The following is a 23,804-nucleotide window of genomic DNA, read 5'->3' on the forward strand; positions in this document are numbered from 1 at the left end:
GATTCGGGCGCGGTGTTCAGGAACGGGGGTCGTAACGGCGGGGCGGGAAGGCGTGCCCGACGCGGGCACGCAGGTCCTCCAGGCTCGCGTCGGCGCCGAAGGAGCCGAGGGCGCGGGCCTGGACGAGGACGTTGCCGAGCGCGGTGGCCTCGACGGGCCCCGCGAGCACGGGCACGCCGGTCCGGTCCGCGGTCGCCTGGCACAGCAGGGCGTTGCGGGCACCACCGCCCACGAGGTGGATGACGTCGACCTCGCGGCCCGCCAGCTCACCGGCGCTGCGGACGGCCCGAGCGAACGCGGCGGCGATGCTCTCGACGATGATCCGCGCGAACATCGGGCGCCCGGCCCGGCCCGGACGGTCGGCGCCGAGCAGCGCGGCGATGCGCCCGGGCATGTCGCCGGGGGCAGCGAGCTCGGGGGCGTTGGCGTCGAACAGGCGCGCCGGCGGCGACACCGCGCCGGCCGAGGCGAGGAGCAGCGGGAGGTCGATCGCGGAACCGTCCTCCTCCTCCCACGCGCGCACCGTCTCACTGAGCAGCCACAACCCGGTGACGTTGTGGAGGAAGCGCACACGCCCATCGACGCCGCCCTCGTTCGTGAAGTTCGCCGCGCGGGCGGCATCCGTCACGATCGGCTCCGGGAGCTCGAGCCCCACGAGCCCCCACGTGCCGCAGGAGATGTACAAGGCGTTCGGCGTCGACAGCGGCACGGCGACGATCGCGGACGCCGTGTCGTGCGACCCGACCGCGACGACGGGCACCGCGCCCAGGTCGGCGGGGGTCGCCCCGATCGTCTCGCCCGGGTCGACGAGCGGGGGCAGGACGGACACCGGGATGCCGAGCGCCTCGGCCAGAGCCGTGTCCCACTCGCCTGTGCGCACGTCGAGCAGGCCGGTCGTCGAGGCGTTGGTGCGTTCGGCGACCGTGCGCCCGGTGAGGCGGTACGCGATGAGGTCGGGGATGAGCGCGCTCGTCTCCGCCTCCGCCAGGCGCGGATCGGCCGCGTACTGGTACAGCGTGGTGAACGGCAGGAACTGCAGGCCGTTGCGGCGGTACAACTCTTCGAACGGCACCGTCGCGTGGACCGCGTCGACCCCGCGCGCGGTGCGGGCGTCGCGGTAGTGGAACGGCTCGGCGAGCAGCTCTCCACCGCGCAGCAGGCCGTAGTCGACGGCCCAGGAGTCGATGCCGACGCTCTCGATCGACGGCTCGCGGCGGAGGGCTTCGGCGAGCCCCGCGCGCACGTGCCCCCACAGCGCCTCGATGTCCCAGTGCCATCCGTCGGCGCGCTCGACCGGTCCGTTCGGGAAGCGCGCGACCTCCTCGAGCGCGACGATGCCGTCGCCGACCCGGCCGATCATGACGCGACCGCTCGTGGCGCCCAGGTCGACCGCCGCGACGGCGCGGACGCCGTCGGGCGTCGCGGGCGCGGTCCCGGCTCCGGCCGCGCCCGGCGACGTGACGCTCATCGCAGGAACGCCGCGGCGACGCCCGAGTCGACGGGGATGTGCAGGCCGGTCGTGCGCGAGAGTTCGGGGCCGGTGAGCACGTACACCGCGTCGGCGACGTTCTCGGGAACGACCTCGCGCTTGAGGATCGTGCGGTTGGCGTAGAACTGGCCGAGGTCCTTCTCGTCGACGCCGTAGGTCGCGGCGCGGTTGGCGCCCCAGCCGGCGGCGAAGATGCCCGAGCCGCGCACGACGCCGTCGGGGTTGATGCCGTTCACGCGCACGCCGTGCTCGCCGAGCTCGACGGCGAGCAGACGCACCTGGTGCGCCTGGTCGGCCTTCGTCGCCGAGTAGGCGATGTTGTTCGGGCCGGCGAAGACGGAGTTCTTCGACGAGATGTAGATGACGTCTCCCCCCATGCCCTGCGCGATGAGGGCCTTCGCCGCCGCCTTCGAGACGAGGAACGACCCCTTGGCCATGACGTCGTGCTGCAGGTCCCAGTCCTTTTCGGTGGTCTCGAGCAGCGGCTTCGACAGCGAGAGCCCGGCGTTGTTCACGACGAGGTCGATCCCGCCGAACGCGAGGAGCGTCGCGTCGATCGCGGCCTGCACGCCCTCGGCATCCGCCACGTTCGCCGCGACGCCGATCGCGACGTCGGTGCCGCCCAGTTCGGCGGCGGCGGCGCGCGCCTTCTCGAGGTCGAGGTCGGCGACGACGACGCACGCGCCCTCCGCGGCGAGGCGGGTGGCGATGGCCTTGCCGATTCCGGATGCCGCCCCCGTGACGAACGCGATCCGACCCTGGTGGGTCTTCGGCTTCGGCATCCGCTGGAGCTTGGCCTCTTCCAGCGCCCAGTACTCGATGCGGAACTTCTCGGCATCCGAGATCGGCGCGTACGTCGACAGCGCCTCGGCGCCGCGCATGACGTTGATCGCGTTGACGTAGAACTCCCCCGCCACACGCGCGGTCTGCTTGTTCGCGCCGTACGAGAACATGCCGACGCCCGGCACGAGCACGATGAGCGGGTCGGCGCCGCGGATCGCCGGGCTGTCGGCCGTGGCGTGCGCGTCGTAGTAGGCCTGGTAGTCGGCGCGGTACTCCGCGTGCAGCTCCTTCAGACGCGCGATCGAATCCTCGACCGAGGTGTCGGCCGGCAGGTCGAGGATCAGCGGCTTGACCTTGGTGCGCAGGAAGTGGTCGGGGCAGCTCGTGCCGAGCGCGGCGAGGGCAGGAGCCTTCTCGGATGCCAGGAAGTCGAGCACGACGTCGGAGTCGGTGAAGTGACCGACCATGGGCTTGTCGGTGGACGCGAGCCCGCGGATGGTCGCGGCCAGGGCCGCGGCCTTCGCACGACGCTCCGCCTCGGGAAGTGCCGCGAAGCCGGCGCGCACGCCGCCGAAGGGCTCGGCCGCACCGTGCGCGTCGATGTACGCCTGCGCCGTGTCGATGATCCAGAGACTGTTGCGCTCGGCCTCCTCGGAGGTGTCGCCCCAGGCCGTGATGCCGTGACCGCCGAGGATCGTGCCGATCGCCTGGGGGTTCGCCGCCTTGATCGCGGCGATGTCCAGGCCCAGCTGGAAGCCGGGACGACGCCACGGCACCCACACGACCTTGTCGCCGAAGATCTTCGCGGTGAGCTCCTCGCCGTCGGCGGCGGTCGCGATCGCGATGCCCGCGTCGGGGTGCAGGTGGTCGACGTGCGCGGCATCCACGAGTCCGTGCATGGCGGTGTCGATCGACGGGGCGGCACCCCCCTTGCCGTGCAGGCAGTAATCGAACGCGGCGACCATCTCGTCCTCGCGCTCGATGCCCGGGTAGACGTCGACGAGGGCGCGCATGCGGTCGAGCCGCAGCACCGCGAGGCCCTTCTCGGTGAGGGTGCCGAGGTCTCCCCCGGATCCCTTGACCCAGAGCAGCTCGACCGGCTCACCGGTGACGGGGTCGATGTCGGTGCCCTTGGCAGAGGTGTTGCCGCCGGCGTAGTTGGTGACCTTCGGGTCGGAGCCGAGGCGGTTGCTGCGCGCGACGAGGTCGGCGGCGGTGGAGCTGGTGTTCATGCGGGTGAGGTTCCTTTCACCGTTCGGTGTCCAGAACACGCGGATGTCGGTGGGGCACGTCCGCGTGTCTTCGACACTCAAGCCATGTGGGGGCCGCCCTGCGCGGGGCGGCAGCGGGGTGGACACCGGGACGGCGGATTCAGACGCCGCCCCGGTGGGTCTGGATCAGGCGCCCCAGCCGGCCTGGGTGCCGCCGACACGCTCTTCGGCGATGCGGGGCAGGTATCCGGATGCCGCGAACGCAGCCATCGGGTCGGCGGGGAGGCCGCGCGACTCGCGCCACTCGGCGAGAGCGGGACGCACGTCGGTGTAGAAGGCGTCCATCAGCACCGCGTTCGCGGCGAGGACGTCGTCGGCCTGCTGGGCGGCGGTGAGCGCGTCACGGTCGAGGAGCAACGCGCGGGCGGTCATCTCCTGCACGTTCAGCACCGAGCGGATCTGCCCGGGGATCTTGTCCTCGATGTTGTGGCACTGGTCGAGCATGAAGGCCACGTCGGGGTTGTTGAGGCCCCCGCCCCGCACGACCTCGACGAGGATGCGGAAGAGCTGGAACGGGTCGGCCGCGCCCACGATGAGGTCGTCGTCGGCGTAGAAGCGCGAGTTGAAGTCGAACGAGCCGAGCTTCCCGAGGCGCAGAAGCTGCATGACGATGAACTCGATGTTCGTGCCGGGCGCGTGGTGACCGGTGTCGAGGCACACGAGCGCCTTGTCGCCGAGCGCGGCCACCTGGGCGTAGGAGGTTCCCCAGTCGGGAACGTCGGTGTGGTAGAACGACGGCTCGAAGAACTTGTACTCCAGCACGAGGCGCTGGTCGTCGCCGAGGCGCGCGTAGATCTGCTGCAGCGAGTCCTGCAGGCGGTCCTGGCGGCCGCGCATGTCGTTCTGGCCGGGGTAGTTCGACCCCTCGGCGAGCCAGATCTTCAGATCGCGGGAGCCCGTGGCATCCATCACGTCGATGCACGCGAGGTGGTGGTCGATGGCCTTGCGGCGGATGCGCTCGTCGTGGTGGGTGAGGGCGCCGAACTTGTAGTCCTCGTCCTGGAAGGTGTTGGAGTTGACCGTGCCGAGCTTCACGCCGAGGTCTTCGGCGTGACGACGGAGGGCGCCGAAGTCGTCGACGAGGTCCCACGGGATGTGCAGCGCGACGGTCGAGGCGAGGGCCGTGAGGCGGTGCACCTGCGCGGCGTCCGCGATCTTCTCGAACGGATCGCGGGGCGTGCCCGCGGTCGGGAACACGCGGAAACGCGTGCCGGAGTTGCCGAACGCCCAGGAGGGGAGCTCGATGGCCTGGCTCTCGAGGGTCGAGAGGATCTCGGGGGTGAGGGTGCTCATGGGGCGGTCCTTCTCCACGACGGTGGGGTTCGGAGGAAACGCGTGAATCGTTTCACAACTTGAATCGTTTCAGACTGTAGTGTGGAGGCCTCGGTTCGTCAAGGGGAGGAGCACCGGTGTCAGCGAGCATCAAGGACGTCGCGGCCGCCGCGGGAGTCTCGGTCGGCACCGTCTCGAACGTGCTCAACCGCCCCGAGAAGGTCTCCCCCGCCACCGTGGAACGCGTGCACGCGACGATCGAGGAGCTGGGATTCGTGCGCAACGACGCCGCCCGCCAGCTGCGCGCGGGGCGGAGCCGTTCGGTCGGTTTGATCGTGCTGGACACCGCGAACCCCTTCTTCGCCGAGGTCGCCCGGGGAGCGGAGGAGCGAGCGGATGCCGAAGGCCTCTCCGTTCTGCTCGGGAACAGCGGGCAGGACGGGGCGCGCGAGAACGCCTACCTCGACCTCTTCCGCGAACAGCGCGTCCGCGGCGTGCTGCTCACGCCGAGCGATGTCTCAGCCCCCGGAATCACGCAGACCGGACTCCCCCTCGTGCTCGTCGACGGCGAAGCACCCGACGGCAGCCTGCCCTCCGTCGCCGTCGACGACGTCGAGGGCGGATACCTCGCGACCCGCCACCTGCTCGAGCGCGGTCGACGGCGCCTCGCGTTCGTCGGCGGTCCGATCGCCGTCCGTCAGGTCGCGGCCCGACTCGACGGCGCGCGACGGGCACTCGCCGAGGTCCCCGACGCACACCTCGAGATCATCGAGAAACCGGCACTCACCGTGCTCGCGGGGCGGCAGGTCGGCGAAGAGTTCGCCGCCCGCCGCCCCGAGGATCGCCCGGATGCCGCCTTCTGCGCCAACGACCTGCTCGCCGCAGGGGTTCTGCAGGGGTCGGCGATCCTGGGGACGATCCGGGTGCCGAGCGATCTCGCGATCATCGGCTACGACGACATCGACTTCGTCCAGTCGACGGTCGTTCCGCTCTCGTCCGTACGCCAACCGGCGCGAGAGATCGGCGCCACCGCGATCGGGGTGCTGCTCGAGTCGTTCGACGATCCGGCAGCGGCACCCCGGCGCGTGCGATTCCGACCCGAGTTGGTGGTCCGGGCCTCGACGGGCGGCTGACCCCGGTCGTCGAGGGTGCGCGGCATCCGCACGACTCCTGAAGTTTCGTCCGAAACCACACGACACCTCGCTGTCGCCGGGAAGATCGCCGGAGTTGCGCCCAACGGCCGCGACCGACCCGCCGACCATCGCCGGATGCCGACGGCCCCGAGCCGAACGTGCGAACGGTGGCTTTAGCCGGCCCCGCACCGGCAGCGATTCATTCGTGCACGGCAGACCCAGCTTCGAGATGGAAGACCATCGGCACGAGCTGGAGTCCGGCGTCCGGGGTCCCCTCCGAGGAGTCGAAGAAGCGCGCCATCTCGGCCTGCCAGCGTGCATTGACATCGCGCGCAGCCATCGCCGCTTGCAACTCGTCGAAATCGAGAGGTGATTCGAGGTATCCGATGAGGAGACCGTCGGGGCGCAGAAAAAGCGAGTAGTTGTGCCACCCCGTCTCTCGAAGCGCCTGCCGCATCTCCGGCCAGACCGCCTCGTGATGCCGGCGGTACTCGTCGAGATGATCGACGAGAACGCGCAGGGTGAAGCAGTATCGGTTCACAGCCCCACCCCCGGAACGCGTCCCTTCTCCTCGTCACCCAGAGATACGGCATCCAGGAACCACACGTCGTACGGACGGATCAGGACGTCTTCGATCAGTTCGTTCAGCCGGGCAAGAGGTGCACCGTTCGCGTGCGCATCCAAGGCAGCGGGGGTCGCCCACCGTTCGAACATGACGACGGCGTCTCCGTTCCTCTCCCGGTGGGCCGCGTACGTCTCGCAGCCCGCCTCCGCGTGCACGAGAGGAGAGACCTCGGCGAACGCGTCGATCAGTTCGCCTCCTCGCCCGCCCTTCGCCGTCAGGACCGCGACCACCGTGACGCTCATCAGACCACCCGGTATTCGATGCCGAGGAGCGAAGCGGCCGCGCGATAGGTCTCCGCGCGGTGCCCGATCGACAGGCTCCAATGGTGTCCGACGCCGGTAGCCGACCACGCGTCGACCCACTCCCCCGGATCGCGACCGAAGTCGACGCGACTGGTCGTGTTGCCGATCGCCAGCAGCGGACCGGGAACCACCCGACCCTCGGATGCCACGAACACCAGCGAGCCATCCCGATCCTGACCGAGACCGAGAAGCGTGACCGGACCCGGATCGACGTCGAACTCGACCGACACCCCCCATCCGCGCTTTCCGTGAAACACGCCGAGCCCGCGGAGAAGCGGTTCGCGCGCAGAAACCGCGAGATGGGCGGGACCGTCGTGCCCCATTTCGACGACGTCGTCGTCGAAGTTCAAGGCCTGGATCTCGCAGAACGATCCGCCTGCGCCGATGACCTGCGTCGCCAACTGCGCCACGGTCGTGCGCAACTCGTACTCGCCGGTGGTCGGGATCCCCCGCGCGGTGAGCAGGGAGGCTCCGAGGATCATCCCGGCACCCAGTTGTTCGTGCAGTTCTCCGCCCAGACCGCGGTGGTAATAGGCGAGGGAGTCGAGATCGAAGTCGTCGACGAGCCGATCGAGGCCGACAGACACCCGTGCCCCCCAGAGGAAGTCGTCGTCCACGACGGAATCGTCGAGGGAGAAGATCTTCGCCGCCAACTGCATCCGTTCACGCGCCTGAGCGTCCGTGACCTCGGCGACTCGCACTCGCAGATCGTCGAACTCGAGCACCTCCACATGCGATCCGAACGTCGACGGCAGCAGAGTCAGGTCGGTCGACACATCCAGCATGCCCGGATAGAGGTGGCCCATGAGACCGTGGCGGGCGTGACGCAGCGCCGCTCGGACGTGCGCGGCGTGGACCCAGCGTTCGATGCGCTCCCAGGCCGAGTCTTGATGCAGCCACCCCGAGACCGATCGGAAGGGCACCCCTGCGCGTCGGAAGACGTTGCCCACCTCGGGTACAGGACATTGACCGCAGTAGGCCAACCACGCTCCCGTGTCGAAGGTGGCGTGATCCATCCGCTCCGTGGGTTGCAAGTCGATGATCAGCACGGGGGCGTCCGCGCGTTGCGCGATGGGGAGCACCATCGAACTCGTCAGATACGTGGTGAGGAAGAGCACGATGAGGTCGCAGTCCGCCTGGCGAAGAGTCTCCGCAGCGGCCGCGCCCTCCTGTGCGTCGGAGATGAAGCCGACGTCGGTTACGTCGGCGTCCATCCCCGCGAACCGCTCGGAGACGTACCGCGCGGACTCCTGCAACTGAGGAAGAAGGGCGGGGAACTGCGGCCAGTAGGTGCCGAGACCGCCCGCGACCAGACCGATGCGCGGCTTTCGCCGTCGGCGCGGGGGAAGGAGGGTGGCCAGTGAGGCCGAGGGAAACGTCATGGAGCGTCAGCTTTCGTCGAGCGAAGAGACCCCGGGTGGCAGCGTCCCCGCTGCCACCCGGGAAGGGCGATCAGAATGTGATGTAGTCGTACTGGTCGATGTTCTCGGCGTTGAACTTGAGCAGCTCGCCCACCAGCACGAGACCGTCGGCGCCGACGGTGTAGGTGCCGAGCTTGCCCGCCTCGAAGGTGTCGCCCTCGGCGCCCGTGATGGTGCCGTCCAGCAGCGCCTTGCCCGCGTATGCCGTGAGGTAACCGACCTCCGACGGGTCCCAGAGCGCGAACTCCTTCACGGTGCCGTCCGTCAGGTACTCCTTCATCTGACCCGGGAGCCCGAGACCGACCAGCGCGACCTTGCCCTTGTATTCGGATGTCGACAGGTACCGTGCGGTGGCGGCGATGCCCACCGTCGTCGGCGAGATGATGCCCTTCAGATCGGGGTAGGACTGCAGCAGGCCCTGCGCCTCCTGGAACGACTTCGTGTCGTCGTCGTCGCCGTAGACCGTGGCGACGAGGTTCCATTCGTAATCGGGGTTGCTCGCGATCTCCGCCTTCATGGCTTCGATCCAGGCGTTCTGGTTGGGCGCGGCGGCCGTGGCCGAGAGGATCGCGATGTCGCCGGTGCCGCCGATCTGGTCGTACAGCTGCTCGAGCTGGCCTTTGGCGACGTCCTTCACGGCGACCTGGTTGATGAACAGGTCGCGGCACTCCTTCGCCGAATCCGAGTCGAACGTGATGATCTTCGCCCCACCGTTGCGGGCATCCTCGAGAGCGGGGCACACCGCGTCAGGGTCGTTCGGTGAGACGGCGATGATGTTGGTGCCGTTCTGCACCTCCGTCTGGATGAAGGGGATCTGGCTGTCGGCGCCGGCATCCAGCGGGGCGGCCTCGGCGTACGTGAAGCCGAGTTCTTCCGCCGCCGCCTTCGCCCCGGAGAGTTCCAGGGTGATGTACGGGTTGTTGAGGTTCTTCGGGATGAACGAGAGCGTGGTGTCGCCGCCCTCCTCTCCCGAGGGGCTGGCGCCCGCGCCGGAGCAGGCACTGAGAGCGAGGGCGAGCGCCGCCAAGGCACCCGCTGCGGCGAGTGCGCGGTGGCGCGGACGGTGAAAGCGGAGGAACGTCATTGTCTTTCCTTTCAGGTGAGACGCCGGTGCGGGGCGTTCTCGGCCCCGGCCCGGGCGGGACGGGGAAGTGTGCGTTGCACGCGACGAACGTGCAGGGAGCGGCGGACAGCGGCGAAGACGCTCGGTCCGACGACGGAGAGGATGAGAAGCGCGCCCGTGACGATGACGAGGGTCACATCCGGGATGCGCTGCAGCCTCATCGCGTAGGTGATCACCGCGATGACGAGCACCCCCGCCACCGCTCCGAGGATGGAACCCCGACCGCCGAAGATCGACACCCCGCCGAGCAGGACGGCGGCGATCACCGTGAGTTCGAGCCCCGAAGCGCTGTCGCTACGGGCGCTGTACGACAGAGCCCAGAACACTCCCACGACACCGCACATCAACCCGCTGAGGACGTAAAGCACGAACTTCACGCGCGGAACGCGGATGCCGACGAAACGGGCCGCCTCTTTGCTGTACCCCACGGCGAACAACCCCCGACCGAACGGCGTCGCGTGCAGGATGACGGCGAAGATCGCGACAGCCAGGGCGATGAAGATGACCAGGACGGGGATGCCTGTTGCGCCGAGCTTCGCGCCGACCACGTCGATCGCGACATCCGGGTACGAGCTCGCGGAAACCGACCGGTCACCGATGACGACGAGCGCCAGTCCGCGGAACAGTGCGAGCGTCCCGATGGTGACGGCGAGCGAAGGGAGTCCCACGAAGGCGATCAGCACGCCGTTCACAGCTCCCGCGACGACGCCGACGACCACCGCCGCAGACATCGCCGCGCCGAACGGCCATCCGGCCGTGGTGAGGGAGCCGACCGTCACTGTCGACATCGCGACGATGCTCGCGACCGAGAGGTCGATCTCACCCGTGATGATGATCAGCGTCATCGGCAGGGCGATCAAGAGCGCGGGCACGGCGTTGGACAACAGGTATCCGGTCGTCACCGGAGACGCGAAACGCGGCACGGCGAGACACGCGACGAGCACCAGCAGGACGAGGAGCGCCACGAGGATGCCGTCCCGGCTGAGGAAGACTCGGGAGAGGCCGCTCCGCACGCGGGTCTCCTGGGTGATGGTGAAGGTAGCGGTCGGTGCGCTGGTCATTTTCGGGCCTCACTCAGTCGGAGCTTTCGGGCTGCGCGCGTGGTCGCGACGCGGTCGATGACGATGGCGGCCAGGATGAGGATGCCAACCACCGCCTGTTGCCAGAACTTGTCCACACGCAGTGCGGTGAGCGAGCTCGTGATGGTCGTGAGCAACACGGCACCGATCGCCGCGCCCGCCACCGTCCCGCTACCGCCGAAAATCGCCACGCCGCCGACGACCGCAGCCGCGACCACGTCGAGTTCGAGCCCCGTGCCCGTCGTGGCTCCCACAGAGCTGAAACGCGACGCGTAGAGAACGCCGGCGAGACCCGCCAGCAGCCCGTTGAGAACGAAGGCGGAGAAGACACGACGCCCCACGGGGATGCCGAACAACTTCGCAGCGTCGGGATCCGACCCGATGGCGTAGAGGTCGCGACCGCGTCTGGTGTAGCCCAGCGACACGGCCAGGAGAGCGATGACCCCGATCGCGATCAACGTGATGATCGGGAACCCGAGCAGGGTGTCGACGGAGAGATTGCCGAACGCGACGGGGCGGTCTCCGGAGAAGTACTCTTTGCCCCCCGCCCAGGCGTTGTTGAGGCCCCGGTAGATGTAGAGCGTGCCCAGGGTGATCACGAGGGCAGGTACACCCGCGAAAGTCACCAACAGGCCGTTGATCGCACCGAGGACCGCGCCGACCAGCATTGCGATGAGGAACACCACCGGGATGGGGATGCCCGGGACCGTGGCGAAGAGGGTACCGGTGAGGAAGCCCGTGATGCCGAGGATCGATCCCACCGAGAGATCGACGTTGCGGGTGAGGAGGACGAGAGCCTGCCCCGCAGCGAGAATCATCAGGATGGTCGCATTCAGCAGCAGATCCTTCACACTCTGCGGTGTCAGGAAGCGCGGGTTGATCAGTGTCGTCGCGATGACGAGAACAATGAGCGCTCCCGCGACGGGGAGCTCGCGGAGTCGGGCGATGTTCTGCAGCCTCTTCATGCGCGGCCTCCTTGGTTCGCCATGGCGGCGTGCATCACGTTCTCGCTCGTGGCCTCCGTGCGATCGAATCGGCCGCTGATGCGCCCTTCGCACATGACCAGCACTCGGTCGGACATGCCGAGGACTTCCGGCAGTTCCGACGAGATCATCAAGATGGCGATACCCCGCCCGGCGAGGTCGGAGAGCAACCGGTGCACTTCGGACTTGGTGCCCACGTCGATGCCGCGCGTCGGTTCGTCGACGATGAGCAGCTGGGGGTCGTTGGCGAGCCATTTGGCGAGGACGACCTTCTGCTGGTTGCCGCCGGAGAGGGTCGAGACGGCGATGCGCGGGGAGCCCGCCTTCACCTGCAGCCGACGCGCCCAATCAGCGGCTGTGCGCCGCTCAGCGGCGACGTCGATGATCCCCATCCGGCTGAGCGAACGCCGGAGAGTGAGCGTGATATTGCGAGCGACCGAGAGGTCCATCACGAGTCCCTGCTTGCGACGATCTTCGGGCACGAAGCCGATTCCGGCCCGTATGGCCGCATCGGGGGACCGCGGGGGCAGCGCCGAACCGTCGACCACGACCGACCCCTCGTCGTAAGGATCGATACCGAAGATCGCACGCGCCACTTCCGTCCGCCCCGCACCGACGAGTCCGGCCAGTCCCACGATCTCGCCGGCACGCACCTCCAGGTCGATTTCGGAGAACACACCGGCTCGCGTCATTCCGCGCACCGTGAGCACGGGCTTCCCGATGGGGGCCGGCTCCTTCGGGAAGAGGGTGTCGACATCTCGGCCCACCATCGCCCGAACGATCGTGGCTACATCGGTCTGTTTCGTCTCGTGCGTGGAGATGTAGCGTCCGTCGCGCATGACGGTGATGCGATCAGTCAGATCGAACACTTCGTCGAAGCGATGGGAGATGAACAGAATGGCGGCCCCTTTGTCGCGCAGGGCGCGGGCGACGACGAACAGACGGTCCACCTCGGCGCCACTCAAAGCGGCGGTCGGCTCGTCCATCACCAACACGCGGGCATCCAGCGAGATGGCTTTGGCGATCTCGATGATCTGCTGATCAGCGATGGAGAGTCCTTCGGCCGGACGATCAGGATCGATGGGGACGCCGAGGCTCGCGAAGAGTGCGACCGCGGCCGCACGCATCGCGCCCCGATCGATCAGGCCGAGACGGCCGCGGGGCTGGCGCCCGATGAAGATGTTCTCGGCCACCGACAAATCGGGGAACAAGGTGGGTTCCTGGTAGATCACCGAGATGCCGGCCGCTTTGCTGTCGGCCACCGAGCGGAAAACGACCGGCATGCCCGCTACGAGGAACTCACCCGCGTCGGGTGCGTGGACGCCGGCGAGGATCTTCACCAGCGTCGATTTGCCGGCACCGTTCTCGCCGACGAGCGCGTGGATTTCCCCCGCACGCAGCTCGATGGTCCCGTCGGCGAGCGCCACGACGGGTCCGAAGGTCTTCACGGCCGAGAGCAGACGCAGGGCGTCGCGGTCGGGCGGTGGTGGGGTCTGCTCGGGCTTCATCGTCCAGAGTCTCCGTTTTAATCGATTAAATTAGGGTTTACTATAGCCAAGAACCGACCCCCGTCAACACGGGTCGTCAGACGGATCGCCGGGAGGGCAGATATGAAGGGCATCGGCCTCTCCCGGATCGCCGACGCTGCGGGCGTCTCCGTGGCGACCGTCTCGAACACGATCAATCGCCCCCACCTCGTTGCCGAGGCCACTCGAGAACGAGTGCGTCAGGCGATGGAGCGTCTCGATTTCGTTCCCAATCGCGCAGCCGCCACGCTGCGACGCGGGTCGAACAAGCTCCTGGGCGTAGTGGTGCCGGAACTGATCAATCCGTTCTACGCGGCCATCACGGAATCGATCGCGGTCGCTGCGGGAAGGCGAGGCTACGCACTCGCTCTCTGCGTGAGTCACGACGACGCCGCTGTCGAGCTGTCGCACTTCGAGATGCTCGCGGAACAGCGTGCGGCCGGGGCGATCGTCGTCCCCTACAGCGCTTCCGAACCACGCCTCCGGCAACTGCGCATGGTCGGAACTCACCTGGTGCTCGTCGACCGCGTCTTCGACGCGCACGACGGATGCGCCGTCGCCGTCGACGACATCGCCGGGGGAGCACTGGCCACCCGGCATCTCCTCACCGCAGCAGGCGAGGGACTATCCCTCGTCAACGGGCCGCTCTCCATACCTCAGTGTCGAGAGCGCAGGCTCGGACTCCTGGACGCCGTCACGGACCCGAGCGGTCTGCGCGAGTTCACCAGCGAGCACATGACCGTCGAGGAGGGGATTCGCATCGGTCGCGAGATCGCCGACAGCGGCGCTCCACGCCGCATCTTCTGTACGAACGATCAGCTCGCCCTCGGCGTCATCCGTGGCTTGCGAGATCGGGGACTGCGCACACCGCACGATGCGGCGGTCGTCGGATACGGAGACCTCGCACTCGCTGTCGAAGGCGACACCAGCATCACCAGCGTCGCCCAGCCCAAGTCCGCGCTCGGTGAGGAGGCCGTCGCAAAGGTGCTCAGCGAGATCGAAGAGGGCGACACGCATCGTCATTCCACGACGATCTTCGAGCCTCATCTCGTGGTGCGCGAGTCCGCCCCACGCGTGGCGTGACGAGCGACCCGCCTCAGTGCCCGACCGGCGCACCTCCGCCGTCGACCTGCTTCGGCGTCCGCACGAACGCCGCCAGCACCACCACCGCGATCGACAGGCACGCCGCGACGAAGAAGGCGGAGTGGATGCCGCTGGCCGTGGCATCCACGATCCCGCTGCCCTCGCCCGCAGCGGCGGCCGCGCCGACCGTCATCAGGGTGACGAACACCGCCGTACCCGCCGCACCCGCCAGCTGCTGCACGGTGGAGACGATCGCCGATCCGTGCGGGTAGAGCTCGCGCGGCAGGGAACCCAGCGCCGCCGTCATCAGCGGCGTGAACATGAACGCCAGCCCGAGGCTGAGGACGCAGTGCACGGCGATGATGAAGCCGATGGGGGTGGACGCCGACAGCGTCGAGAAGCCCCACAGGGCGACGCTCGCGACGACCGCCCCGGGCAGCACCAGCGGGCGCGCGCCGAAACGGTCGAACAGCGAGCCCACCAGCGGCGCCATGAGTCCCATGACGAGCCCGCCGGGGAGCAGCATGAGCCCCGTCGGCAGGGTCCCGAGGCCCAGGACGTTTTGCAGGTACAGCGGCAGCAGGATCAGCACGCCGAACAGCGTCGTCATCGCCACGACCACGAGCACGACGGCCACCGTGAACGTCGAATGGCGGAAGACGGAGAGGTTCAGCAGCACGCGGTCGGTCGAGCCCAGACGGAGCTGACGGACGATGAAGGCGGCGAGCGCCAGGATGCCGACGACCAGCGGCACCCAGACGGGCACGATCGCGTGGCCGCCCGCGGCCTCGCCGATGCTCGAGAGTCCGAAGATGAGCCCGCCGAAGGCGAGCGCGGACAGCACCACCGAGACCGCGTCGAGCGTGACGGGGCGGGTGTCGGTGAGGTTGCGGACCCAGCGTGCACCGAGGGCGATCGCGACGAGCGCGATCGGGACCATCACGATGAACATCGCCCGCCACGGGAACGCCGACAGGATGAGGCCCGACACGGTCGGTCCGATCGCGGGCGCCACCGAGATGACGATGGAGATGAGACCCATCATGCGCCCGCGGCGATCGACGGGAACGACGTTGAGCACGGTGGTGAACAGCAGCGGGATCATGATCGCCGTGCCGGACGCCTGCACGATGCGCCCCACCAGCAGCACCCCGAACCCGGGGGCGAGGGCGGCGATGACGGTTCCCAGCGTGAAGAGTCCCATCGCGGCGAAGAACAACGCGCGGAGGGGGAAGCGCTGGATGAGGAACCCGGTGGTGGGGATGACGACCGCCATCGTCAGCAGGAACGCGGTGGTCAGCCACTGCGCCGTGGCGGCGGTGATGTCGAGCTCGCGCATGAGTTCGGGGAGCGCGACACCCATGATCGTCTCGTTGAGGATCACGACGAACGCGGCCACCACGAGGAGGGCGATGACGGCACCGGGGCGGACCGGCGTGGCGGGCGGGGAGACGGTGGGGGCGGTTCCGGTGGCGACCATGGCGACCAATCTGAGCAGAGGGCGACAACTTGGCAGTTACTGCCAATAAGACATCGACTACTGTATCGGAGATGAGCACCCCCGCCGCGCCCGGTCTGCGCGATCGCCGACGGCGCGAAACCGCGCTCGAGATCTGCGCCGCCGCCCTCGACCTGTTCGAGGAGAAGGGGGTGGCGGGCACGACCGTCGACGAGATCGCCGCACGGGCCGGGGTCTCCCCCCGGACGTTCTTCCGCCTGGCCGGCAGCAAAGAGGACGCCGTCTTCATCGACGACGACCGTTTCGTCACCGCCGTCACCGGCGCCGGCCGTCCCGGAGACGACATCGCCGCCCTCGCCGCCGGACTCCGCGCGGTCTTCGCGCGCGAACTGGAGAACCTGGATGCCGACTCCGAGGCCCGCGAGCGCTACCTGCGCGTGCGCCGGCTCATCGGGCACGAACCCTCGCTGCTCGGCGCCGCGATCCGCCGCGAGATCACGGCCTCCGACCTCTTCGTCGCCGAGATCGCCGAACGCATCGGACGTCCCGAAGCCGACGTCCGCGCGGCGGCGGGCCTGACGGCCCTCGAGATGCGCACGACCCTCGACGAATGGGCCCGGTGCCACGACCGCGGCGAGGCCCGCAGCCTCGTCGACCTGCACCGCGACGTGCGCGAGATGCTGGCCCGCGCCGCGAGCGCCTGAGACTCACGTCTCGCGGGTGATCGTCACCTTCACCTTGAGCTGGCTCTTGCCCGGACCCGCGTACACGCCGCGCAGCGGCGGCACGTCGTTGTAGTCGCGACCGCGGCCGACGAGGACGTGGCGGTCGCCGATCTCGATGTTGTTCGTGGGATCGAAGCCCTGCCAGTCGCCCGCGAACCACTCCACCCACGCGTGCGATTCCCCGGTGACGGCCTCGCCGACCTCGGCGGACGGTTTGGGGTGCAGGTATCCCGACACGTACCGGGCGGGGATGCCGACCTCGCGCAGCGCTCCGAGAGTGATGTGCGCGATGTCCTGGCACACGCCCTTGCGCGCCTCCCACGCATCGACGGCGGTCGAGTGCACGCCCGTGACGCCCTGCATGTACTCGATCGCGTCGCCGATGGCCTCGGCGATCGCGTGCGCGGCGGGGCCGGGCCGGTCGTATCCGGCCGCGATCCCGCGGGCGAGCGCGGCCACCTCGGGGTGGGGCGCCGTGCGTCGTGTCTGCGTCAACTGCTCGACCGTGGTGATCGATCGGGATGCCTCCGCGCGCAGCGCGTCCCACGTGATGTCGGCGTGCTCGATCGGCCTCGGGCGCACCTCCACGAGCGAGCGCGCCGTGATCGTCAGGGCCGAGTGCGGCGAGAGCACGTCGAACGCGGCGACGCGCGTGCCGAAATAGTCGACGTACTGATTGACCGAGGTCGACGGCTCGATGTCGAGCGACGAGCTCAGCACGAACTGGCTGTCGGTCGAGCCCGGCAGCATCCGCGCTTCGTTGTAGGAGGCCACGACGTCGCCCGGGTACGCGAAACCCGTCTGGTGCTCGATGCGCAGGCGCTTCACGAGATCTCTCCGATCCACGCGGGCTCGGCCTGCGTCGGGAAGAACCGCGACCGGATGGCCTCGGAGGCCTCGCGCGTCACCGTCTGCACGCGCTGCATGTGCTCGGGGAGCTCGGCGAGGATGTCGCTGATGGGGCGGTACTCCAGGTCGTTGCGGATCTGCCCGAGGGCTCGCAGCACCGTGTTGGAGTGGCCGACACGGTCGGCGCGGGGGTCGATGGCGCTCATGCAGTCCTCGGCGCGCTGGATGGAGTAGATGATCGACCGGGGGAACAGGCGGTCCAGCAGCAGGAACTCCGCCGCGTTGCGGGCGCTCGGCATCCCCCGGTAGGTCCGCAGGTACGCCTCGTACGCCCCGCACGAGCGGAGGATCGTCGTCCAGGACGGACCCGACACCTCCGTGAGCGACCGGGTCGCGAGCAGGCGCGCGGTCATGTCGGTGCGTTCGATGCTGCGGCCCAGCGTGAAGAACTGCCAGGCCTCGTCGCGGTTCGTCGACGAGTCGACGATGCCGATCGCCAGCGCCGCGCGCTCGCGCACCCACTGGAAGAACTCGTGCACCTTCTCGGTCTGCAGACGCCGCGGCATCCGCGAGTTCGTCGTGTTCAGGATCTCCCACAGCTCGGTGGAGACGATCTCGCGCGCACGCCGGGCGTTCTCGCGCGCCGCGGTGAGCGAGTAGGCGATGCTCGACGGGTTCATCCGGTCGACCGCCAGGCGGGCGAGGACGTCGTCGCGGCGGACGGTGTCGACGTTCTCGGGGAACGGCGACCCCATGACGCTCAGGAGCGAGCGGCACGCCGTGTCCTCGTCGATCCACGGATCTTCGAGGAGGAGCTGCAGGTGCACGTCGAGGATGCGCGCGGTGCCGTCCGACCGTTCGATGTAGCGACCGATCCAGAACAGCGACTCGGCGATACGGCTCAGCACGAGGGCACCTCCCCGTCGCTCTGCTGCTGTTGCTGCTCGGCCTGCGGGCCGTGCTGCACGCCCGCATCGGCCTGCTGCTGCTGTTCCTGCTGGTCACGGTCGGCGCGGTGGTCGCGCGGCGCCGTGGCCGGGGCGGGCTGGCCGTCGTAGATGATCGGGATCGCCTCGGTCACCGCCGCCTGGTCGGCCACGAGACCGGAGACGCCGTTGCCCTGGCCGTACTCCACGTGCGAGGGCGCGGATCCGCCGACGACCCACGTGTCCTTCGATCCGCCGCCCTGGCTGGAGTTGACCACGAGCTGCCCCTCCGGCAGCGCCACGCGCGTGAGGCCACCGGGGAGCACCCAGATGTCGTCGCCGTCGTTGACGGCGAACGGGCGCAGGTCGGCGTGGCGGGGGCGCATGCCGTCCTCGACCAGGGTGGGGATCGTCGAGAGCATCACGACCGGCTGCGCGATCCACCCGCGCGGGTCGGCGAGCAGTCGCTTGCGCAGCTTCTCGAGCTCGGCGGGCGAGGCATCCGGACCGACGACGAGGCCCTTGCCGCCGGAGCCGTCCACGGGCTTCACCACGAGTTCGGGCAGACGATCGAGCACCTCTTCGAGCGCGCCCGGATCTTCGAGGCGCCACGTGTCGACGTTCTTCAGGATCGGCTCCTCGGCGAGGTAGTACCGGATCAGGTCGGGAACGTAGGTGTAGAGGAGCTTGTCGTCGGCGACGCCGTTGCCCACGGCGTTGGCGATCGTGACGTTGCCCAGGCGCGCGGCGAGCATGAGACCGGGGGCCCCGAGCATCGAGTCGGCGCGGAACTGCATCGGGTCGAGGAAGTCGTCGTCGACGCGGCGGTAGATGACGTCGACCCGCTGGGGTCCGCGGGTCGTGCGCATGAACACCTTGCCGCCGACGCACAGCAGGTCGCGCCCCTCGACCAGCTCGACGCCCATGAGACGCGCGAGCAGCGTGTGCTCATAGTACGCCGAGTTGTAGACACCCGGGGTCAGCACCACGATGTTCGGGTCATCGATCCCGGGCGGGGCCGACGCGCGGAGAGCGGCGAGCAGCTTGTTGGGGTAGTCGCCGACCGGTCGCACCCGCATCGACACGAACAGCTCGGGCAGGGTCTGCGCCATGACCCGGCGGTTCGAGATGACGTACGACACCCCCGAGGGCACGCGCACGTTGTCTTCCAGCACCCGCATCTCGCCGTGCTCGTCGCGGATCAGGTCGATGCCCGACACCTGGATGCGCACGCCGTTGGCGCTGCGGATGCCGGCGGCCTGACGGTAGAAGTACTGCGACGACGCGATGAGTCCGGCCGGGAGCACGCCGTCGCGCACGCAGTGCTGGTTGCCGTAGGCGTCGTCGAGGAACGCCTCCAGCGCCCGCACCCGCTGCTTCACGCCCGCCTCGATGCGCGACCATTCGTCGTAGGCGATGACCCGGGGCACGGCATCCAGGGGGAACGGACGCTCCTCGCCCGCGAAGTCGAACGTCACGCCCTGGGCGAGGTACGAACTGGCGAGCGAGTCGGTGCGCCCGCGCAGTTCCTCCTGCGTCATCTGCGCCAACGCCTGGTACAGCTCCCGATACGCCTCGCGCGAGGGTGCCGTGTCGCCGGGGGTGGCCGGGACACCGAACATCTCGTCGTACGCCGGGATGCCGGATGCGGTCTTGCGCGGCGCCAGCGTGGAGCCGTAACCGTCGAACAGGTCACCCATGCCCCGAGCCTACCCACGCCCGTGTTGCGCAGGTGTTTCCCCGGCGCGCAGCGGCGTGGCTAGGCTGACGCCACCATCTGCCGCCTCGACCAAGGGTGCCTCCATGCGCGTGCTCGTCACCAGTTCCCGCAACACGTTCGCTCTCGACCTCGTCCGCAAACTCGGCAGCGTCGGGCACACCGTGTTCGCGAGCGACACGTACGACGGCGCCGTCGGCAACCACTCGCGCTTCCTCACCGGGCACCTGGTCACGCCGTCCCCGCGCTTCGAGACGGATGCCTTCATCGAGACCGTCGGCGCCTACGTCCGCGCGCACGACATCGACCTGATCATCCCCACGTTCGAGGAGGTCTTCTACCTCGCCGCCCGAGTTGCGGACCTCCCCGAGGGCGTCGAGCTGTACGCGGGGAGCTTCCCCGATCTCGCGCGTCTCCACGACAAGGCGAGCTTCCAGCGGTTGGCTCAGGATGCCGGAGTGCCGATCCCCGAGACGGTGGTCGTCACCTCGCCCGAGGAGCTGCGCACCGCGATCGACGGGTTCCCGCGGTACTTCGCGCGCGCGGCGTTCTCGCGCGGCGGCGTCGGGCTGCTCACCAACACCGGTCCCCTCGCGGGGAAGGTGCCGATCGAGGACTGCGTGCCGACGCCGGAGCAGCCCTGGCTCGTCCAGCCGTTCGTCGACGGCCCGATGGTCTGCACCTACAGCGTCGTCGTGGACGGACGCGTCACCGCGCACACCACGTACAAGGCGGGCGAGCAGTGGGCGCACAGCACCGCGATCGCGTTCGTCGCCGTCGACAGCACCGACACCCTCCGGTTCACGCAGCAGATCGTCGACACGCTCGATCCGACGTTCACCGGGCAGATCTCGTTCGACTTCGTCGACCACGGCACCGACGGAACGCCCGACTACAAGATCATCGAGTGCAACCCGCGCCCCACCAACGGCGTCATCCTGCTCGAGGCCGAGGATGTCTCGCGCGCGATCGAGGGGACGGTCGAGCACACGATCGTCGCCGTTCCCGGGACTCAGCGCCAGATCACCCTGGCCGTCCTCGCCGAGGCGTTCACGGAGCCCCTCCAGCACCTGCCCAAGACGCTGCACGATCTCGTGCACGTGCGCGATGTGGGGGCCGGGTGGTGGGACGACGCCGCGATGCTGTGGAGCCCGGCGACCATCGTGCACGGGGCAAAGATCTCGCACGGGGACCGCAAAGAGGTTCTGGCCGCACTCGGCGACGACATCGTCTGGAACGGCGAGCCGATCCAGGGCATGAGCCCGGCGGACGCCGCGGCCCTGGAGGCCGTGCATTCCGGTCGCGTCTAGCCCTCGGCATCCCGTCATCGGGCCGAGGTGCGCGCCGTCGTGCGGACTCCGTGCCCGACACGCCGGCGAGCCCGGCTCCTCACCGGCGTGTCGTCGCCGAACTCCGCACGACGGTACGTGCCCGCACGACGCACGGCGTCAGGAACCCGGCCGCAGCACCACCTTGATGCAGCCGTCCTCCTTCTTCTGGAAGGTCTCGTAGAGCGCGGGGGCGTCCTCGAGCGGGGCGTGGTGCGTGACCAGGTCCATCACACCGAGCGGGTCGGCGGGGTCCTCCACCAGGGGCAGGAGGTCGTCGATCCACCGCTTGACGTTGCACTGCCCCATCCGCAGAGTCAGCTGCTGGTCGAACATCGTCTTCATCGGCAGGATGTCGGCTTCGCCCGCGTAGACGCCGCTGAGCGAGACCGTTCCCCCACGCCGGACGACGTCGATCGAGGCGTGCATCGCGGCGAGCCGATCGAGGCCGGCCGTGTCCATGAGCTTCTGCGCGAGGGCATCCGGCAGCAGGCCGATGGCATCCTGCGCGAACTTGATGCCGCCGTTGCCGTGCGCCTCCATGCCGACCGCGTCGACGACGCCGTCGGCTCCGCGACCCTCGGTGAGGTCGCGCAGTTCCTCGATCACGGTGTCGGTGAGGTCGAAGGTCTCGACGCCGTGGCGCTCGGCCATCGCGCGACGTTCGGCGACGGGCTCCACCGCCAGAACGCGGTAGCCGAGGTGCACGCCGATGCGTGAGACGAACTGGCCGACGGGGCCGAGACCCATGACCGCGAGCGTGCCGCCGTCCGGGACGTCGGCGTACTGCACGCCCTGCCACGCCGTCGGCACGATGTCGCTGAGGAACAGGTAGCGGTCGTCGGGGAGGTCCGGGCCGACCGTGATGTGGTTGTAGTCCGCGAGCGGGACGCGCAGGTACTCGGCCTGACCGCCGGGTACCTGGCCGTAGAGCTTCGTGTAGCCGAAGAGCGCCGCGCCGCTGCCGTACTCGCGGACCTGCGTCGTCTCGCACTGCGACTGCAACCCGCGCCGGCACAGGAAGCAGTGTCCGCACGAGATGTTGAACGGGACGACGACGCGGTCGCCGACCGCGAGGTTCGTGACCGCCGAACCGACCTCGACGACCACGCCCATCGGCTCGTGGCCGAGGACGTCGCCCGGGTCGATGAACGGTCCGAAGATCTCGTACAGGTGCAGGTCGGAACCGCAGATCGCGGTCGACGTGATCTTCACGATCGCGTCGGTCGGCTCGAGGATCTGCGGGTCGGGGACCTCCTCGACGCTCACGTCGCGCTTGCCCTGCCAGGTCAATGCCTTCATCGTGCTGCCTCTCGTCGGGGGAACGAGGGGCCAGTGTCATCCGAGGTCGTCGATCGGTCGACCCCGTTGACGAACGCGGCGCCGATCGACAGGGGTGTCCCGGACCGTCCCGCGGATCGCGACGGCGACACGCCGCCCACGGGCACCCGAACACGGCGTGTCGTCGCCGAACTCCGCACGACGGTACGTGCCCGCGCGGCACGGGACGGGCCGGGAACGGATGCCAGGACTCAGCGGCGCGGGCGGACGACGGTGTCGGCGTGCGCCAGGGCCTGCAGCAGCGGGGGGAACCGGGCCGAGACGCCGGTGCGGCGGAGACGGTCCAGCGCCGGCTCCTCGGCCGGGAGGCGATGGTGCTGACCGCGGACGAGGCGTCGCGTGGCGTTGAGCAGGGCCATCGGTTGGGTGTCCAGCGCGCTGTGGCCGTTGCGGAGCCGGACCAGGGTGGCATCCGGAGCCGTCCGGGCCACGCGCTCGGCGATCTCCGGCGGAGTGCGCAGGTCGCGATCGCCCGAGAGCAGGACCATCGGCCAGCGGAATCCGGCGACGGCGGCGGTCAGGTCGTTCGGCTCGCCGTCGAACGCCGGATACCGTTCCGCGAGCGGGGCGTAGGTGAGGGCCGGGTCCAGCGGAAGACCGTCGGGCGGAGCGCCGTAGTGCAGTTCGCGGAACGCGATCGTTCCGACGACGTCGAACTCGTAGATGCCCGGTATCCGCGCGACCGAGCCGTCGCGGGACGCGTACGCGGCGAGCGCGTGCCACGCGAGACCCGGGCGGTGCCGTACGAGCGGGCGCACCAGCTCGGGGCCCGCGAGCTCGTACGCCGCGCGCACGACGTCGAGCACCACGCGTTCGTCGATCCCGTCGGCCACGAGGCGACGCACGCCGCGGGAGAGGTCGTCGTCGGCATCCCAGAACAGGCCCCGCAGGCGGGCGCGCTCGAGCGCCAGGTCCTCGGTGGACTGCAGCGCGGAATCGAGGAGCATCCCGGCCACACGGTCCGGATGCCGGGCTCCGAAGCTCGACGCGAGATAGCTGCCGTACGACGAACCGACGACGAACGCCCGGTCGACGCCCTCGGCGTCGAGCACGGCGGCGAGGTCGTCGAGCACCGCGGTGATGCGCATCGCGTCGGCGGGGAGCACCCGGCCGGCGAGGTCGTGCCGCGACCGGCCGATCCCCCGGTGCTCGACCATGAGCACGTCGAGGCCTCCCGCGGCGGCGCGACGACGCAGTCCCCGATACGGCAGAACGGATGCCAGCCCGGGCCCGCCCGGAATGATCAACGCCGGGGTGGCGGTGCGCGGACCGGTGCGTACGTAGCTCAGCTCGAACGGCGGTGCGCCGCCCACGGCCGGGCGCCGGAGGGTGCTCACTCGCTCACGCATGTTCCCGACGGTACCCCCGG

General features: G+C 69.4%; 20 protein-coding genes. 4 read left to right on the plus strand and 16 right to left on the minus strand.

Annotation, left to right across the window (positions count from 1 at the left end):
• Positions 1 to 16 precede the first annotated feature (16 nt).
• From BGO45_RS07990 to rhaI, 3 genes are all read right to left on the minus strand, one after another.
• Positions 17 to 1,468 carry a rhamnulokinase family protein gene (locus BGO45_RS07990; RefSeq protein WP_292692454.1) on the minus strand — a complete coding sequence of 484 codons (1,452 nt, stop codon included), beginning with the start codon at positions 1,466 to 1,468 and terminating at the stop codon, positions 17 to 19.
• Positions 1,465 to 3,504: a bifunctional aldolase/short-chain dehydrogenase gene (locus BGO45_RS07995; RefSeq protein ID WP_292692457.1), complete on the minus strand. Its 2,040-nt coding sequence runs from the start codon at positions 3,502 to 3,504 to the stop codon at positions 1,465 to 1,467. Before BGO45_RS07995 ends, BGO45_RS07990 begins: the two co-directional genes overlap by 4 nt.
• A gap of 165 nt (positions 3,505 to 3,669) precedes the next feature.
• Positions 3,670 to 4,836: an L-rhamnose isomerase gene (gene rhaI, locus BGO45_RS08000; protein ID WP_292692459.1), complete on the minus strand. Its 1,167-nt coding sequence runs from the start codon at positions 4,834 to 4,836 to the stop codon at positions 3,670 to 3,672.
• Positions 4,837 to 4,952: 116 nt separating this feature from the next.
• Here rhaI and BGO45_RS08005 point away from each other — a divergent pair, with 116 nt between their 5' ends.
• On the plus strand, positions 4,953 to 5,948 hold the full coding sequence (locus tag BGO45_RS08005; RefSeq protein ID WP_292692462.1) for a LacI family DNA-binding transcriptional regulator: 996 nt from the start codon (positions 4,953 to 4,955) through the stop codon (positions 5,946 to 5,948).
• Between the two features lie 199 nt (positions 5,949 to 6,147).
• Here BGO45_RS08005 and BGO45_RS08010 read toward each other — a convergent pair whose 3' ends face one another.
• The 7 genes from BGO45_RS08010 to BGO45_RS08040 all read right to left on the minus strand — a co-directional run bounded on the left by BGO45_RS08010 (position 6,148) and on the right by BGO45_RS08040 (position 12,989).
• A complete protein-coding gene (locus BGO45_RS08010; RefSeq protein WP_292692465.1) occupies positions 6,148 to 6,489 on the minus strand; it encodes an L-rhamnose mutarotase in 342 nt (113 codons plus the stop codon).
• Positions 6,486 to 6,815, minus strand: a complete 330-nt coding sequence (locus BGO45_RS08015; RefSeq protein WP_292692468.1) for a putative quinol monooxygenase — start codon at positions 6,813 to 6,815, stop codon at positions 6,486 to 6,488. The genes BGO45_RS08010 and BGO45_RS08015 overlap by 4 nt, the downstream gene beginning before the upstream one ends.
• A complete protein-coding gene (locus BGO45_RS08020; RefSeq protein ID WP_292692471.1) occupies positions 6,815 to 8,257 on the minus strand; it encodes an L-fucose/L-arabinose isomerase family protein in 1,443 nt (480 codons plus the stop codon). Before BGO45_RS08020 ends, BGO45_RS08015 begins: the two co-directional genes overlap by 1 nt.
• A gap of 70 nt (positions 8,258 to 8,327) precedes the next feature.
• The gene (locus BGO45_RS08025) at positions 8,328 to 9,380 is read right to left on the minus strand and encodes a rhamnose ABC transporter substrate-binding protein (protein ID WP_292692473.1); all 1,053 of its coding nucleotides are present in this window, start codon (positions 9,378 to 9,380) and stop codon (positions 8,328 to 8,330) included.
• An 11-nt stretch (positions 9,381 to 9,391) separates the two neighbouring features.
• A complete protein-coding gene (locus tag BGO45_RS08030) occupies positions 9,392 to 10,480 on the minus strand; it encodes an ABC transporter permease (RefSeq protein WP_292692475.1) in 1,089 nt (362 codons plus the stop codon).
• On the minus strand, positions 10,477 to 11,463 hold the full coding sequence (locus BGO45_RS08035; protein WP_292692478.1) for an ABC transporter permease: 987 nt from the start codon (positions 11,461 to 11,463) through the stop codon (positions 10,477 to 10,479). The genes BGO45_RS08030 and BGO45_RS08035 overlap by 4 nt, the downstream gene beginning before the upstream one ends.
• A complete protein-coding gene (locus BGO45_RS08040) occupies positions 11,460 to 12,989 on the minus strand; it encodes a sugar ABC transporter ATP-binding protein (RefSeq protein ID WP_292692481.1) in 1,530 nt (509 codons plus the stop codon). Before BGO45_RS08040 ends, BGO45_RS08035 begins: the two co-directional genes overlap by 4 nt.
• Positions 12,990 to 13,091: 102 nt before the next feature.
• Between BGO45_RS08040 and BGO45_RS08045 the strand changes: the two genes are divergently transcribed.
• Positions 13,092 to 14,090, plus strand: a complete 999-nt coding sequence (locus tag BGO45_RS08045; RefSeq protein WP_292692484.1) for a LacI family DNA-binding transcriptional regulator — start codon at positions 13,092 to 13,094, stop codon at positions 14,088 to 14,090.
• Between the two features lie 13 nt (positions 14,091 to 14,103).
• Here the strand turns inward: BGO45_RS08045 and BGO45_RS08050 are convergent, their stop codons facing one another.
• Positions 14,104 to 15,570 carry an MDR family MFS transporter gene (locus BGO45_RS08050; protein WP_292692487.1) on the minus strand — a complete coding sequence of 489 codons (1,467 nt, stop codon included), beginning with the start codon at positions 15,568 to 15,570 and terminating at the stop codon, positions 14,104 to 14,106.
• 71 nt (positions 15,571 to 15,641) lie between these two features.
• On the opposite strand from BGO45_RS08050, the gene BGO45_RS08055 reads away from it, so the two are divergent.
• The gene (locus BGO45_RS08055; protein ID WP_292692490.1) at positions 15,642 to 16,253 is read left to right on the plus strand and encodes a TetR/AcrR family transcriptional regulator; all 612 of its coding nucleotides are present in this window, start codon (positions 15,642 to 15,644) and stop codon (positions 16,251 to 16,253) included.
• Positions 16,254 to 16,256: 3 nt separating this feature from the next.
• Here BGO45_RS08055 and BGO45_RS08060 read toward each other — a convergent pair whose 3' ends face one another.
• The 3 genes from BGO45_RS08060 to BGO45_RS08070 are packed head-to-tail and all read right to left on the minus strand — an operon-like array spanning position 16,257 to position 19,749.
• Positions 16,257 to 17,102 (minus strand): transglutaminase family protein, encoded by an 846-nt coding sequence (locus tag BGO45_RS08060; RefSeq protein ID WP_076493452.1) that lies wholly within the window; start codon positions 17,100 to 17,102, stop codon positions 16,257 to 16,259.
• Positions 17,099 to 18,031, minus strand: coding sequence for an alpha-E domain-containing protein (locus BGO45_RS08065; RefSeq protein WP_292692496.1), 933 nt, complete (start codon positions 18,029 to 18,031; stop codon positions 17,099 to 17,101). The genes BGO45_RS08060 and BGO45_RS08065 overlap by 4 nt, the downstream gene beginning before the upstream one ends.
• Positions 18,025 to 19,749 carry a circularly permuted type 2 ATP-grasp protein gene (locus BGO45_RS08070; RefSeq protein WP_292692499.1) on the minus strand — a complete coding sequence of 575 codons (1,725 nt, stop codon included), beginning with the start codon at positions 19,747 to 19,749 and terminating at the stop codon, positions 18,025 to 18,027. Before BGO45_RS08070 ends, BGO45_RS08065 begins: the two co-directional genes overlap by 7 nt.
• A gap of 103 nt (positions 19,750 to 19,852) precedes the next feature.
• Between BGO45_RS08070 and BGO45_RS08075 the strand changes: the two genes are divergently transcribed.
• Positions 19,853 to 21,076 (plus strand): carbamoyl-phosphate synthase large subunit, encoded by a 1,224-nt coding sequence (locus BGO45_RS08075; protein WP_292692501.1) that lies wholly within the window; start codon positions 19,853 to 19,855, stop codon positions 21,074 to 21,076.
• 138 nt (positions 21,077 to 21,214) lie between these two features.
• On the opposite strand, the gene BGO45_RS08080 is transcribed toward BGO45_RS08075, so the two are convergent.
• The gene (locus BGO45_RS08080; RefSeq protein WP_292692504.1) at positions 21,215 to 22,396 is read right to left on the minus strand and encodes a zinc-dependent alcohol dehydrogenase; all 1,182 of its coding nucleotides are present in this window, start codon (positions 22,394 to 22,396) and stop codon (positions 21,215 to 21,217) included.
• 230 nt (positions 22,397 to 22,626) lie between these two features.
• Positions 22,627 to 23,784, minus strand: coding sequence for an alpha/beta fold hydrolase (locus BGO45_RS08085; protein ID WP_292692507.1), 1,158 nt, complete (start codon positions 23,782 to 23,784; stop codon positions 22,627 to 22,629).
• Positions 23,785 to 23,804 lie beyond the last annotated feature (20 nt).

This window comes from Microbacterium sp. 71-36 (assembly GCF_001898305.1).
Classification (GTDB): Bacteria; Actinomycetota; Actinomycetes; order Actinomycetales; family Microbacteriaceae; genus Microbacterium.

What these genes read in the sequence shown, in the direction of transcription:
- BGO45_RS08080 (WP_292692504.1), bottom strand. Translation starts at nt 22,396, where the DNA reads ATGAAGGCATTGACCTGGCAGGGCAAGCGCGACGTGAGCGTCGAGGAG.
- BGO45_RS08045 (WP_292692484.1), top strand. Translation starts at nt 13,092, where the DNA reads ATGAAGGGCATCGGCCTCTCCCGGATCGCCGACGCTGCGGGCGTCTCC.
- BGO45_RS07995 (WP_292692457.1), bottom strand. Translation starts at nt 3,504, where the DNA reads ATGAACACCAGCTCCACCGCCGCCGACCTCGTCGCGCGCAGCAACCGC.
- BGO45_RS08085 (WP_292692507.1), bottom strand. Translation starts at nt 23,784, where the DNA reads ATGCGTGAGCGAGTGAGCACCCTCCGGCGCCCGGCCGTGGGCGGCGCA.
- BGO45_RS08030 (WP_292692475.1), bottom strand. Translation starts at nt 10,480, where the DNA reads ATGACCAGCGCACCGACCGCTACCTTCACCATCACCCAGGAGACCCGC.
- rhaI (WP_292692459.1), bottom strand. Translation starts at nt 4,836, where the DNA reads ATGAGCACCCTCACCCCCGAGATCCTCTCGACCCTCGAGAGCCAGGCC.
- BGO45_RS08025 (WP_292692473.1), bottom strand. Translation starts at nt 9,380, where the DNA reads ATGACGTTCCTCCGCTTTCACCGTCCGCGCCACCGCGCACTCGCCGCA.
- BGO45_RS08075 (WP_292692501.1), top strand. Translation starts at nt 19,853, where the DNA reads ATGCGCGTGCTCGTCACCAGTTCCCGCAACACGTTCGCTCTCGACCTC.
- BGO45_RS08035 (WP_292692478.1), bottom strand. Translation starts at nt 11,463, where the DNA reads ATGAAGAGGCTGCAGAACATCGCCCGACTCCGCGAGCTCCCCGTCGCG.
- BGO45_RS08055 (WP_292692490.1), top strand. Translation starts at nt 15,642, where the DNA reads ATGAGCACCCCCGCCGCGCCCGGTCTGCGCGATCGCCGACGGCGCGAA.
- BGO45_RS08040 (WP_292692481.1), bottom strand. Translation starts at nt 12,989, where the DNA reads ATGAAGCCCGAGCAGACCCCACCACCGCCCGACCGCGACGCCCTGCGT.
- BGO45_RS07990 (WP_292692454.1), bottom strand. Translation starts at nt 1,468, where the DNA reads ATGAGCGTCACGTCGCCGGGCGCGGCCGGAGCCGGGACCGCGCCCGCG.
- BGO45_RS08020 (WP_292692471.1), bottom strand. Translation starts at nt 8,257, where the DNA reads ATGACGTTTCCCTCGGCCTCACTGGCCACCCTCCTTCCCCCGCGCCGA.
- BGO45_RS08050 (WP_292692487.1), bottom strand. Translation starts at nt 15,570, where the DNA reads ATGGTCGCCACCGGAACCGCCCCCACCGTCTCCCCGCCCGCCACGCCG.
- BGO45_RS08015 (WP_292692468.1), bottom strand. Translation starts at nt 6,815, where the DNA reads ATGAGCGTCACGGTGGTCGCGGTCCTGACGGCGAAGGGCGGGCGAGGA.
- BGO45_RS08070 (WP_292692499.1), bottom strand. Translation starts at nt 19,749, where the DNA reads ATGGGTGACCTGTTCGACGGTTACGGCTCCACGCTGGCGCCGCGCAAG.